The sequence below is a fragment of the Pseudomonas sp. 9.3L genome, assembly GCF_058536285.1.
In genome coordinates, this window is sequence record NZ_JBZUBK010000001.1 from 1,936,506 (window position 1) to 1,950,186 (window position 13,681).

Genomic DNA, 13,681 nt, shown 5'->3' on the forward strand with positions numbered 1-13,681 from the left:
AGCTGATGCCCTTGGTTCCTCACATTGCCACTGCGCGGTCTACCGGGTACCACTCGAACGCGTCAGGCACAGTGCCGAGGGTGCGGGCGATTACCTCTGCCCGCTCGGGTGTGGTTGCCGGGTCCATCCATTCCTTTGCAAGGTCAGGGGGTAACACAATCGGGCGCCGGTCATGGATGTCCACCATGCCGCCCAAGGCATCGGCGGTCAGGATTACGAAGCCTTCATCCCCCCGGCCGATGCCGTCGTAGCCGCCCGCAGGGGTATTGCCTAGCCAGTCCACGTAATCTGCCAGGCTTCGATTTTGCACAAAGCGTCCGCACATTGTTTCTAAATCTCCGCAGGGCTACCTACAAAGGTGGACCGCACCAGCAATGAAAGATCCCGCGGCATGCGAGCAGCATGCGCCGACGGCCTTTCGCAAACCCCAACGTCAGGGCGTCAAGCCAGCTCCTACGATAAGGCCGAGGCGATCGCCCCGGTTACTGCCTGGGAATAGGCTATACCTTGAACTGCTTGGTCAAGCGGCTCAAGCCCGACGCCAGATTCGACAGCTCTGCCGTGGCGATGGCCGTTTGGCTGGCGCCTTCTGAGGTCTCGCTGGACAGGTCGCGAATGCTCACCAGGTTGCGGTCCACTTCACGGGCAACCTGTGCCTGTTCTTCGGCAGCGGTGGCGATCATCAGGTTGCGTTCGTTGATCTGGTTCAGGGCATCGGTGATGCCGACCAGTACCGCACCGGCACCGTGGGCCATCTCAAGGGTTCGCTGCGCTTGTTCGCTGGTTTGCTTCATGGAGGAGACTGCGTTGTTCGTGCCGGTCTGGATCGACCCCACCATCTTCTCGATTTCCTGCGTCGATTGCTGGGTGCGGTGCGCCAAGGCTCGTACCTCGTCAGCGACCACCGCAAAGCCCCGGCCGGCTTCACCGGCGCGTGCCGCTTCGATGGCAGCGTTCAGTGCCAGCAGGTTGGTTTGTTCGGCGATCGCACGGATCACATCCAGCACCTTGCTGATGTCCGTGGCCATGGTCGCCAGGGTTTGAACCTCGGTGGAGGTGGTACGTACATTGGCCACCATCTGGTTAATGGCGCTTACCGTGTCGTCCACTTGAGTCCGGCCGGCCATCGCCGCCGTGGTCGATTGAGACGTGAGTTCAGACGTGGAGCCAGCGTTGCTGGCCACTTCCTCCACCGCAGCGCTCATCTCGTTGACTGCCGTGGCTGCCATTTCGATTTCGTTACTTTGGCGCTGAAGGGTTCGAGAAGCGCCTTCGGTCACTGCGTGCATCTTTTCCGAGGTGCCGGCCAGTTGGGTAGAGGAGTCACCGATCAGCGACAGCGCACTGCGCAGGTTGGCTTGCATTTTGGCAAGGGCTGCGATCAAGCGGGCGGGCTCGTCCGAGCCTTCAAGCTTGATGTCTTTACCCAAGTCATTGGCGGCAATGCGCTCGGCGATGCTCAAGGATTCCCCAATCGGTACAGCCAGGCTGCGGGTGTACAGCATGGCCAGGATCAAAGAAGCCAATACGCCGAGCGCGATAAAGACCCCTACGGCCCACAGCGTCGCCTGATAGGTGGCTTGCGCGTTTTCGCCAGCACTTTGAGCCTTGGCCTCATTAACCGCGATGAGTTTCTTGAGTGACCCATCCACGCTTGCCGCAGCGTCTTTCATCTCGCCGTTGGCAATAGCCACGGCGGTTTCAAGCTGCCCCTGGGTAACCGAGGCCAGGTACTCATCCTGCGCCTTGTTGTAACGCGCCTGCGCCTGGGTGAACTCGACGAAGGCCTCACGGTCCTGTGGCGTAACGATCAGGCCATCCAACCCGTTTACAAAGCCGGTAATGGTTTGCCGCGCCTGCTGGACATCAGTGAGCGATTTAGCTTTTCTGTCCTCCGGTTCGATAGGGTTGCGTAAACGCGCGTTGTTAGCCCGAATGTTGACGAATTCCCGGTCAATTTGCCCTAGCAGCTTTACGCTGGGCACCACGTTGGTTTCGACAAATTTTTCTGCGTCGTTGAGCAGGGACGCCTGGCGCAACCCCAGTAAGCCGGTGGCCGCAATCATTAGGCAAAAGAAGCCGAAGCACACGGCAGAACGAGAGGCTAGGTTTAGCTTCCTAAGTAACATGAGGGCCATCCTGGGTTGGGGTTCCTAGGCTTATCGCCCTCCGGCCCAGAATCTTTAGCCTGTGGCCCTGTGCCTGAGCTTACCCAGCGCGCTGCGTACACCGGCCAGGGTTTCGACCAATGCATCGAAGGCCACCGGTTTGCTGAGGCGGTGGGTGAAGGGTGAAGCGTGCTCGCCCAGCGGATCGTTCGCTTCGCCAAACCCTGTGAGTGCGACGGCCGGCACCGTGCGCCACCCTGGCAGTGCACGCAGGGCGCGCACCAGTTCGTGGCCATTCATGCCGGGCATGCCTACGTCAGAAATCACTACATCAGCGGTTGCCGCCTTCGCCCATTCGAGGGCCTCCTGCGGTTCGCAGAACGCCGTGACGATGGCGTCTTCAGTCTCCAGCAACAGTTGGAGCACCTCGAGCACATCCGGGTCATCGTCCACCAGCAACAGGCTGAGCCCAGCGAGTTTGGGCGCAGCCTGTTCAGGCAGGACGCTTATTGGCATGCCTGCCGGCGCGATCAGTGGGAACGTGAGGCTGAAGGTTGCGCCATGACCCAGGCCCGCAGAGCGCACCTGTACCTCGCCACCGTGGGCATTGACCAACTGCTTGACCAGTGACAGCCCGATGCCCAGCCCCTGGCGCTCCTGCCAACTGCGCTGGTTACCTGCCTGGCCAAACAGGTCGAAGATTTTGTCCTGGCAGGCTGCGTCGATGCCCGCGCCGTCGTCAATGATCTCCATACAGGCACGGGGGTCGCAGGCCCAGGCGCGAAGCTGAATGTGGCCGCCACTTTGGGTGAACTTGATCGCGTTGCTGATCAGGTTCCAGATCACCTGTTCCAGCCGGGTGAGGTCGGCCGAAATCAACAGCTCCCCGTCGGCCGGCGCCAGATCAAGGGTAATCACCCGGTCGGCGTTTGACTGCGCAGCCAGCGTTTTGATGTCGCTCAATACCTTGGCCAGGTCGATGGGGCGGCAATCGAGGTTCAGCTTCCCGGTCTGTACCCGGGCCACGTCCAGCAGGTCGTCGATGATCCTGGCTTGGCCCTTGACCGCTTCCCGGATCACCGTGATCGCTTTGCGTACCGGCGGGCTGACTACTGACGCCGGTATACGCTGAAGCAGCTCGCTGTTGAGCTGGATCAGGTTCAGTGGGTGTTTGAGCTCATGGGACATGACCGCGAAAAACTCATCCTTGAGCTGGTTGTTCAGCTGGCTTTCCATCAGCCGCTGGGAACGCGCTTCGTTCAATTGCCGCTGGCCGGTCACATCCCTGGCGATTTTCACGAAGCCTTTAAGGTCATCGCTGCACATGGCCGTCACTTCGCCGCTGCAGAACACCCGCGTACCGTCCTTGCGTACATGCCAGCGCTCGTCCTCGCCACGGCCGGTTTCTTGCGCGGTGCGCAATTCGGCCTCGGGCGTACCGCTGGCGCGGTCTTCTTCGGTGTAGAGGAAGTCCAGCGTGCGGCCTTCAGCCTCGGCCCGAGGGTAGCCAAACAGCAGCTCGGCGCCCTTGTACCAGTCGGTGATCACACCGTGCTCATCCATGATGAAGATGGCGTGGTCTCGGGTGCTTTCGGCCACCAGGCGCAGGCGCTCCTCTTCGGCCCGGAATTTCTCCTCCACCGCCCTGCGCTTGGTGATGTCGATGAAGGTCAGCACCGTGCCATGGATGTGGTCTTCGCTGGAGCGGTAAGGCAATAGCCGGGCGATGTACCAGCGGTTGTCGTTACTGCTGACCTCATGCTCGATAATCGACAGGGTGTCGAACACGGTTTCGGCGTCTCGCGCCAGGGTGGGGTAGTTCAGCCGGTGAGTGATGTCCAGCAGAGAGCGCCCGGTGTCCACCGGGAGCATGCTGAAAATGTCGGTGGCCCTGGGCGTGAACCATTTAATGCGCATAGCCCGGTCGACGAACACTGTGGCGATGTCCGTGGAGGCGATCAGGTTGGTGAGGTAGTCATTGACCTTGTCGGTTTCCTCGACCTTGGTTTTCAGCTCATGGTTGACCGTGAGCAGCTCTTCGTTGATGGACTGCAGCTCTTCCTTGCTGGTTTCCAGCTCCTCGGTGGCCGAGCGCAGTTCCTCATTCACCGCTTGCATTTCTTCGTTGGACGCCTTGAGCTCTTCGCTTGAGAGTTCGGCGTGCTCGATGGTCTCCTGCAAATGCACTTTGGCCCGGTGAAGCTCGTTCTCCAGGGCCGCGATCACGGTGTTTTCGGCCGCACTACCGGAGCGTTGCGCCGCGCCCTGGCTTTCACCCGTTACAGGCTGAAACGCCACGTACAGGTACTCTTCATCGGTGCCTGGGTCTCGGTGCGGCTCGATGACCACTTGCACCAGCGGATGGCCGCTGGCCGTATTGAAGGGCATGGCACGTGACGTAGAGCGCTGATGGCTTTGCTGGGCCTGAAAGAGTGTAGTGCGAAAATCCAGGCGCAGGTCGGGCTGGATCAGCGTGAGCAAATTGCGAGACGGCTCGCCACCGGCATGGCGCAAGAACACGCCTGCGCTTTCGGTCATGTGCAGGATGTCACCCTGCGGATCAAGGATCAGGCTAGGCGGCGCGAACCGTTCGATAGCCCCCCGGTGCAGGTCATGCACCGACTGCTTGCGGGGAGCACCGGGCTCGGCAGCCGTGACGGGCGGCATTTTTACGTAGCCATTGCGGGGCATGGCGGCGGGGCGGCATGTCGCACCGGTCGCGGCGCGGGCGCGGAAGATCCGGTTCTTCTTGTCCAGTGGGGCGAACAGGTCCGAGCAGAAGTCGGCGGATTCCGAGGAGCCCAGGAACAGGTAGCCGCCCGGGCGCAAGGCAAAGTGGAAGGTGTTGAGGATTTCTCGCTGCACGTCCCGATCCAGGTAGATCAGCAGGTTGCGGCACACGATCAGGTCCATCTGCGAGAACGGCGGGTCGGTCAGCAAGCTGTGCTGGGCGAACAGCATGTGCTCACGTATTTCCTTGCGTACCTTGTAGCGGTCGTTTTCTTTCACGAAATACTGCCGCAGCCGGGCAGGGGGCACATCCGTGACGATCGCAGCGGGGTAACTCCCAGACCTGGCCACCGTGATAGCGCGCTCGTCGATGTCGCTGGCAAACACCTGAAACTTGGTAGAGGCCCCTTCTATTTGCAGTTGGTCGGCCACCAGCATGGCTAAAGAGTAGGCTTCCTCACCCGTGGAACACCCCGCGGACCAGATCCGCAGCTCTTCTCGGGCCTGGCCTATGGCAGGGGTTGCGACCAGCGCCGGCAGAATATCCCGCTCAAGGGCTTCGAAGGCGTCCCGGTCGCGGAAGAAATTGGTCACGCCAATCAACATATCGCCCAGCAGGGCTTTGGTCTCTTCGGCATGCTCCAGCAGGTAGGCGTAGTAGGCCTTCAGGTTGGCTTGAGCGGTGACCTGAAGCCTGCGCTCAATGCGCCGCAGCACCGTGGCACGCTTGTAGTGGCGGAAATCATGCCCGGTGGCCGAACGCAGCTGCAACAGGATGTCCTGGATGAAGTGCTCGTCGGAGGTGGCGTCCTGAGGGGTGTAGTCGTTAGCCGTGCTGGCGGCTACGGCGGCGTCGGGTAGTGCGATGTGTTGCATGTTGGCCCACAGTTCCAGCAGCTTGTCTGGCATGTCCACCACGGGCAACACGAAGTCCACGAAGCCGCTGTCGATGGCGTTGCGCGGCATGCCGTCGTACTCGGCATCGTCCGGGCTCTGCGCCAGTGCAATGCCCCCTTGCTCCTTGATCCGTGACAGGCCCACGGCGCCATCAGTGCCCGTGCCGGACAACACCACGCACATGGCCTGGGTCTTGTGCACTTCGGCCAAGTCACGGAAGAACAGATCAATCGCCACATGCCCGCCGCGTCGAGGCAGGGGGGAGATCACGCTCAGGTAACCGTCGTTCATCACCAGTTGCAGGCCAGGCGAAATCACGTACACATGGTTGCGCTCGATAGGCACGGGGTGGGTGACCTGCTGCACCGGCATGCGGGTGGATTCCTGAATGATCCGGTCCGCGATGCTCTGGTGGTGCGGCGACAGGTGCAGCACCACCACAAAGGCCATGCCAGGGTCGCTGGGCATGTGCTCGAAGAAGCTGCGAACCGCTTGCAGGCCGCCGGCCGAGGCACCGATGCCCACCACGGGAAAGGGAAGGTCGCTCGGGACGATGCTCGCCCGTTGAGGCAGGGGTGAGGCTTTAGGGGGGGTGGCCATGTAACACGCCTTTCCAGATTAAAGGGCGGCGTGACGTGAGCAGAAGCGCTCGTCAACGTCCTGTAAACGGCAGCCTGCGGTGAGCACTGCTAAGGCCAGGCTGCCGATCAGCTTGGCTCCAACTTTGAGCTTAGTCAAATTTCAAGACACCCGCTGCTTAAGACAGGCCCAACACATACTGACGTTCATAGCCCACACGGGCTCGGTGGCCATTACCGCGCGTCACCCAGCCTTCGCTCAAGTACAGCGCATTGGCGGCCGTATTATCAGGGGCCACTGACAACACCAAGTGGGTCACTTCTGGCCAATGCGCGTGCACAGCGCCTGGCAGGGCCTGTAAGCACGCCCTGCCTAGGCCTTGGTGCTGATAGCTGTAGTCAACTTGCAGAGACATCATCAAGGCCGCTCCAGGCGCGGCCCACGGGGGTAAGCAAGGGGCGCGCATGAGTAACAGAAAGGCACGGGGCTGGCCGTCCGCTACCAGCGCCCATCCGGTCACGGCGTGAGCGGGGCCTTGGGCGAGGGTGTACAGCGCGTCCTCGATTCGCCCGCAGGCCCCTTGCTGTTCAGGGGTGACCCGCAGGCGCTTGAGCGTTTCCGCCTGCTGCGCGGTGAGTGCTGAGTAGGGTGTGAGTTGGGTGATCATGAGCCGCGTTTCCTCTGGCGTCGGTTGCCATCTTGCCACGAGTAGCGCGCCCTAGCCCCTGCGCTGGCTAGGCTATAACGTGATCATCCGCAGTTTCGTATGGCAAGACTGCCTACTGGCCAACCCCTACATGCTGTGCTGGCAACGGCAGATGGCCGAGGGGCTGGCCGGTGCCCTGGAGCGCCTGATGCACTAGCCCCGCCTGAACATTTCTTCGTAAATCTCCGGCGAACCACCCGGCGCTTTGCCGGTCGATCTTGGTGCCCGCATTCCCTGCAAGGAGTACCGATGTCATCGCCCCTTCGTGCTACCGCCCTGGCGGCGTCGGTCAACCTGGCCAGGGTAGCAGCGTGTGCGGATGCATGCCGTGCCGAGCCATGCCCACTGTGGTCCTGGCACGGTGTGAAACCCGGCCGCGAGCTGCCGCCCGACCTGGCGTACCCCGAGCTGTTTCTAGCCGTGCAGCACAGCAACCTGTTCACCGACCAGAAACACTTTGTGGACGCTTTGCCGCGCCGGCCGCCGGCCCAGATTCGCGCTGTCTACCAGGCCCATAAGGGCCAACCGGGTTTCGACCTCAAGGCCTTCATTGAGGCAAACTTCGAGCAGGCTGGCACCGCTGATGTGCAGCCACCGCGGGCCGGCGCCGACCTGGGTACGCACATCAACGACTTATGGCCGGTACTGAGCCGTCATTTCGAACAGGTGCCGGCCTACAGCAGCCTGCTGCCGCTGCCACGGCCATTCGTAGTGCCCGGCGGGCGTTTTCGCGAGATGTACTACTGGGATTCCTACTTCACCATGGTGGGGCTGGCGGAGGGCGGGCGCGCCGCCCAGGTGGGCGACATGGTGGCGAACTTCGCTTACCTGATCGACACCTACGGCCATATCCCCAACGGCAACCGCACCTACTACCTCAGCCGCTCACAACCACCCTTCTTTGCCTACATGGTTGACCTGCTGGCGGGGTTGCAGGGGGAGAGCGTTTATGCGCGCTACCTGCCGCAGCTTGAGCAAGAACATGCTTATTGGATGCAGGGCGCCGATGATCTCAAGCCGGGGGAAGCGGTTCGCCATGTGGTCAGGTTGGCGGACGGCAGCCTGTTCAATCGCTATTGGGATGCCAACGACACGCCACGTCAGGAGTCCTGGGCGCAGGACCGCGCAACCGCCGCGCTGGCACCACACCGGCCTGCGGCGCAGGTGTACCGCGACTTGCGCGCTGGCGCGGAGAGCGGCTGGGATTACTCTTCGCGCTGGCTGGCAGACGGCCAGACACTGGCCAGCATCTGCACCACCGCCTTGGTGCCGGTGGACCTCAACAGCCTGATGTTCCATCTGGAGCGCACGCTGGCCAAGGCCTGTGACCGCGTAGGGCGAAGTGCCTGCCATCAACGCTATGAGCGCCTGGCCACCGCCCGGCAGACGGCGGTGGAGCAGCACCTCTGGCACCCCGCAGGCTACTACGCTGATCTGTACTGGGCCCCTCAACAACTGAGCGCCAGGCTATCAGCGGCCAGCCTCTACCCGTTGTACGCAGGGCTCGCCGACCCGGCGCGAGCGGCTCAGGTTGCAGCGTGCGTCGGCCAACGGTTGTTGCGGCCGGGGGGGCTTGCCACCACGGAGGTCACCAATGGCCAGCAGTGGGACGCCCCTAACGGCTGGGCGCCTTTGCAGTTGATCGCTGTAGAGGGGCTCAGGGCCTATGGGCATGAGGCACTGGCGCGTACCCTTGGCGAGCGCTTCCTGGCGCAGGTTCAGCACTTGTATGCCCATGAGGGCAAGCTGGTGGAGAAGTACGATATCGAAGGGGGCAAGGGCGGCGGCGGGGGCGAGTATGCCTTGCAGGATGGCTTCGGCTGGACCAACGGCGTGACGCTGGTGTTGCTTCGGCTTTACGGCCCTGGCCGACCGTGAACCTGCGCAGTTGGGGGCAGGTGCCGCTGGAGACGCTAGACGCCTTTGGTGGTGTCGCAGCGATACAGGACGGACAAGTCGTCACGGCGTGCATTGAGTTCAGCGGCCTTGGTGGTGCACTGCTCGATGCGCGTCTCTTGACGAACAAAGCTTTCAGCGGCCCATACAAACTGAGGCGGCATGCAGGTGGTGTGTGCTTCACTGGTACAAAACACAGCATTGAGAAATAAAGCGGGCAGCGGCATCGTTCATACTCCGGGCGAACAACCACGCCGTTTGGCGCGTCAGCAAAGAGACTGTGGTCGGGGTAGGAGGTTCAGCCCTCTGAGTAACAGATTGCAGGAAGTGTGACCCAGTTCTACTCTTTGAGTCTCGACAGACGCACCGCTGTAGTGCATAGCTGATAATACGACGGAATGGCGGGCGGTTGAGCCTGTTTAACCGTTCAGCATCGGTAGCCTGCTGTGATCTTCACCATGCTGTTGTGCGCTGTAGGAGGCTATCCTGAACACATTGGGCAGGGCGTTCTCCAAAGCCCCTAGGGAAGAAGCGCGATGACCACACGGACGCGTTCCAGTTTCTACCCCACCGCACTGGTCACCCTGATCATCGGGCTGATTTTGTCGGCAGGGTGCGCCTGGCTGATGGCCAAGGCTAATCAAACACGGGTGCAACAAGCCGTGGACGACATTGTTCAGGACACGACCGATGCGGTGTTCAATCGGGTGCAGCTCTACCAGTACGGCCTCAGGGGCGTACGCGGCGCGGTGCTGACGGCCGGTGAGGCGAGCCTGAGTAAATCGCTGTTCAAGCGCTACGCCGAGTCCCGTGATATCGACGTGGAGTTCCCCGGCGCGAGGGGCTTTGGCTTTGTGCGCAGAGTGCCCGGTGGCGGCGAAGCGGCCTTCCTGGCAAAGGCCCGTACCGACAGTGGGCCGGGTTTCGCCACCAGCAGCCTGGGCCCTCACGACGGCGACAGGTGGTTCATCCAGTACATAGAGCCCAATCAAGGCAACCGCAATGCATTAGGCTTTGACATTGCCTCCGAGCCTCATCGACGCAAAGCGCTGCAGGAGGCTGTGGATACCGGTGAGGTGCGACTGACTCAGCCCATCACCCTGATGCAGGAGCAGTCCAAGCCGCAGCAATCCTTCCTGATGCTGATGCCGATCTACCAAGGCCCCAAGACCCCCGCCACGGTTGAGGCCCGACGTGAACAGGTTATCGGCATGAGCTATGCGCCGCTGTTGATGAGCGAGGTGTTGCAAGGGCTGCGCATCGACAACCAATTGCTACACGTCCAATTGTCAGACCTCTCCGGCGGCGACGCTTTGCCCGTGATCTTCTTTGACAACCACAGTGACCGCGCGCCCGCCCCGGCGCTGTATGCACGGCACGTCGAGCACGACATGTTCGGCCGTCAGTGGCGCTTTGAATTTAGCGTGACCCCAACCTTTATTACCCGCCAGGGCATTATTGCGCCCGCGTACCTGTGGCTGGGCGGCCTGCTGATTAGCCTGGTACTCGCAGGCCTCGCGGGGGCCATTGCGGTGAGCCGGGCGCAGCGGCGAGAAATTGCCTATGCGCGGATGGAGTTGGGCGCCATCGTTGAAAGCACCTCCGACGCGATCGTTGGCAAGACCCTCGAAGGGGTTATCAGTAGCTGGAACCGAGGCGCCGAGCAGCTGTTCGGCTTTGTTGCCAGTGAGGCGATTGGCCGGCCTATCACTTCGCTAATCGTGCCAGAGGACCGCGCGGCCGAAGAGGCTGCGATGCTGGTGCGGGTGGCCCAGGGCGAATCGTCCGAGCATTTCGAGACAGTGCGTATCCATAAGAGTGGCCGGCTGCTGCAAGTGGACATCACCTCATCCCCCGTGCATGGCATCAACGGCCAAATCATCGGGGCCTCGGTAACCGCCCGTGATATCACCCTGCAAAAAGCGCAAACCGCCCGTATCGAAGGCCAGAACGAAGCCCTCAAAGAGCAGGTGCAGGACAGCCAGGCCACGACTCAGGCAATCCTCGACACCGTGATCGACCCCGTACTGAGCATCAACAGGGCTGGCACGCTGTTGTCGTTCAACCCGGCCAGCACCCGCGTATTTGGGTATGAGGCGGCGGAAATTATCGGCCAGCATGTGACACGGCTGATCCCTCAGCACCAGTGGCCGGCCTATGAGCGCTTTGTGGCCCATAGCGGCGAGCGCACCGCGCCCTTCTCGCGCAGCCAGGAAATCCATGGCTTGCGCAAAGACGGCAGCACCTTCCCGGCGCGTGTGTCGGTGGGCATGAAGCACAGCGGCGATGCGCGGGTATTCGTGTGCGTGGTCACTGATATCAGCAGCGAAATCAAGCAGCGCAACGAACTGTTGGCCGCGCGCGACCACCTGCTGCTGGCTGCCGATGCGGCAGAGCTGGGCATCTGGAGCTATAACCTCGGCGACAGTTCGCTTAGCTGGAACAGCCGCATGTACGAGCTGTACGGCCTGGCACCCTCACAGCCGGAGCGCCCGCTGTACTATGAGGACTGGCTGCGCTGCCTCTACCCGGATGATATAGCCCGCTGTGAATCCTTCATGAGCGGCCTGCAGGAGCGGCAGGAGCCTTACACCATGATGTTCCGGGCGCTCTTGCCCAATGGCCAGATTCGCCATATCCAGGCCGGCGGCCGGGTTGAGCTGGACGCCGACGGCAAGCCGCTTCGGGTTACGGGCATCAACCGCGACATCACCCTACAACAGGAAATCGAAGCAACCCTGCGCCAGGCCAAGGCGAGCGCCGATGAAGCCAGCGCTGCCAAGTCGGCCTTCCTGGCAAACATGAGCCATGAGATCCGCACACCTCTCAATGCCGTGCTGGGCATGCTCCAGTTGACCCAACGCACCGTGCTGGACGCCCAGCAACGGGATTACGTGGCCAAGGCTCGGCAGGCGGCGCGTTCACTGCTCGAGCTGCTTAACGACATTCTTGACTACTCCAAGATCGAAGCTGGCAAGCTCAAGCTTGACTGCCACACCTTTGAACTCGATGAGTTGCTCACCGAGCTTGCCGTTATCATCGCCGGTAACCAGGGGGGCAAGGATGTCGAGGCTGTGTTCGACATCGACCCCGACGTGCCGTCGATGTTGGTGGGCGATTCGCTGCGCCTCAAGCAGGTACTGGTGAACCTGGTGGGCAATGCTCTGAAGTTCACCCTCAGTGGCGAGGTGGTGATCCGGCTGAGCGTGGTGCATCAGGAAGACGGGCACGTGACCCTCCGGTTCAGCGTCAGCGACAGCGGTATTGGCATCAGTGCCGAGCAGCAGGGGCGCATCTTTGAAGGCTTCAGCCAGGCCGAGACCTCCACCTCCCGGCGCTTTGGCGGCACCGGGCTGGGGCTTGTGATCAGCAACCGCCTGGTGGTGCTCATGGGCGGTGTTATCCACTTGGAAAGCCAAGTAGGCGTGGGCAGCCGGTTCTGGTTTGACATACCCCTGGGAATACAGGACGGCGGCGAAGTGCCGCTGCCCTTGCCAGGGCGGCGTTTACCGCTGAGGCTGTTGGTGGTCGACGACAACCCTACCAGCGCTGACGTGCTGTCGCGCACCGTGCAGGCTTTGGGTTGGACAGGCCAGTATGCGCTGTCCGGCCGGGAAGCGGTCGAGCGGGTACGCCGCGTGGCGGGCACTGCTGCCCCCTATGACGTAGTACTGATGGACTGGCGGATGTCGGAGCTGGATGGCGTCGCCACTGCGCGGCAGTTACGCGCAGAGTTACCCGAGGGGCAAGTGCCGCACATGATTATGGTGACGGCGTACGCAGACCGCCTGTCCCTGCTCACCCCGTCGGCCCATCGGGAGCTGTTCGCTGCCACCCTTAGCAAACCGGTGACCCCACGTCAGCTCCGCGACTGCGTACTGGGGGTGGTAGAGGGCCGCGCCATGCCGCCACTTCCGCTGCCGCCAGAGCGCCAGCCTAAACGCTTGGCCGGGCTGCATGTGTTGGTGGTGGAAGACAATGCGGTCAATCGGCAGGTGGCCAGCGGCCTGCTGCACCTGGAAGGCGCGAACGTTACCTTGGCGGGCAATGGGTATGAAGCCATCGCAGCCCTGGACAATGCGCCCAATACCTACGATGCGGTCTTGATGGATGTGCAGATGCCTGAAATGGACGGCCTCGAAGCCACGCGCAGGATCCGTATCGATGCCCGCTTTACCAGCCTGCCTATCATCGCCATGACAGCCAACGCCTCTACCGAGGACCGCCACGCCTGCCTGCTCGCCGGTATGGACGATCACCTCAGCAAGCCGGTAGACCTCGCGGGCCTGGTGACCTGCCTGGACAACTGGGTCAATGGCGGCCGCACCCAGCCTGCGCCTGCACTGCCTGCCCCCGTAGCGGAGGGGCTGCTAGAGGCCTGGCCAACGGTGACGGGCCGCTTTGGCGGTGACTTGGAACTGCTGCGCAATGTGCTAGCGATTTTTGCTACTGACACGCGCGAGCTGCTTCAGCGCCTGGAAGACGTGGCCTCCAGTGGCGACCGTGCCGCTGCCCGGGCGATCTTTCACGCCATTAAAGGCAGTGCGGCCAACATCGGTGCCAAAGCGCTCTCTGCCCGTGCCGGCAAGCTGGAGGCCACCCTGGAGCGGGGCGACAGCGACACCGTCAACGCCTTGGCCACTGGCGAAGCGGCGCGAGAGCTGAGGGCGCTGCTGGAGACCAGCGAGGCGCAGATGCAGGCACGGCTGGACTGATCCCTGGTATTTAACGGGCACCAATCCACGGCATGGGCCTCAAAGCCCTT

At 62.2% G+C, this 13,681-nt stretch carries 7 protein-coding genes; 2 read left to right on the forward strand and 5 right to left on the reverse strand.

The annotated features are described in order from the left end of the window. Nucleotides 1–19: 19 nt before the first annotated feature. The 4 genes from AC4LE2_RS08875 to AC4LE2_RS08890 form a co-directional block, all read right to left on the reverse strand. A complete protein-coding gene (locus tag AC4LE2_RS08875; RefSeq protein ID WP_491825399.1) occupies nt 20–310 on the reverse strand; it encodes an SOS response-associated peptidase family protein in 291 nt (96 codons plus the stop codon). Between the two features lie 190 nt (nt 311–500). Next, entirely contained in the window at nt 501–2,138 is a 1,638-nt protein-coding gene (locus tag AC4LE2_RS08880; protein ID WP_491825400.1) for a methyl-accepting chemotaxis protein, read from the reverse strand. A gap of 45 nt (nt 2,139–2,183) precedes the next feature. Further along, nucleotides 2,184–6,335, reverse strand: coding sequence for a CheR family methyltransferase (locus AC4LE2_RS08885; protein WP_491825401.1), 4,152 nt, complete (start codon nt 6,333–6,335; stop codon nt 2,184–2,186). Nucleotides 6,336–6,492: 157 nt separating this feature from the next. Next, nucleotides 6,493–6,981 carry a GNAT family N-acetyltransferase gene (locus tag AC4LE2_RS08890; protein WP_491825402.1) on the reverse strand — a complete coding sequence of 163 codons (489 nt, stop codon included), beginning with the start codon at nt 6,979–6,981 and terminating at the stop codon, nt 6,493–6,495. 288 nt (nt 6,982–7,269) lie between these two features. On the opposite strand from AC4LE2_RS08890, the gene treA reads away from it, so the two are divergent. Beyond that, a complete protein-coding gene (treA, locus tag AC4LE2_RS08895) occupies nt 7,270–8,898 on the forward strand; it encodes an alpha,alpha-trehalase TreA (protein WP_491825403.1) in 1,629 nt (542 codons plus the stop codon). Between the two features lie 35 nt (nt 8,899–8,933). Here the strand turns inward: treA and AC4LE2_RS08900 are convergent, their stop codons facing one another. Beyond that, nucleotides 8,934–9,143, reverse strand: a complete 210-nt coding sequence (locus tag AC4LE2_RS08900; protein ID WP_491825404.1) for a hypothetical protein — start codon at nt 9,141–9,143, stop codon at nt 8,934–8,936. Nucleotides 9,144–9,452: 309 nt separating this feature from the next. On the opposite strand from AC4LE2_RS08900, the gene AC4LE2_RS08905 reads away from it, so the two are divergent. Next, complete coding sequence (locus AC4LE2_RS08905; protein WP_491825405.1) at nt 9,453–13,631, forward strand: PAS domain-containing hybrid sensor histidine kinase/response regulator; 4,179 nt, start codon at nt 9,453–9,455, stop codon at nt 13,629–13,631. Nucleotides 13,632–13,681: the final 50 nt, after the last annotated feature.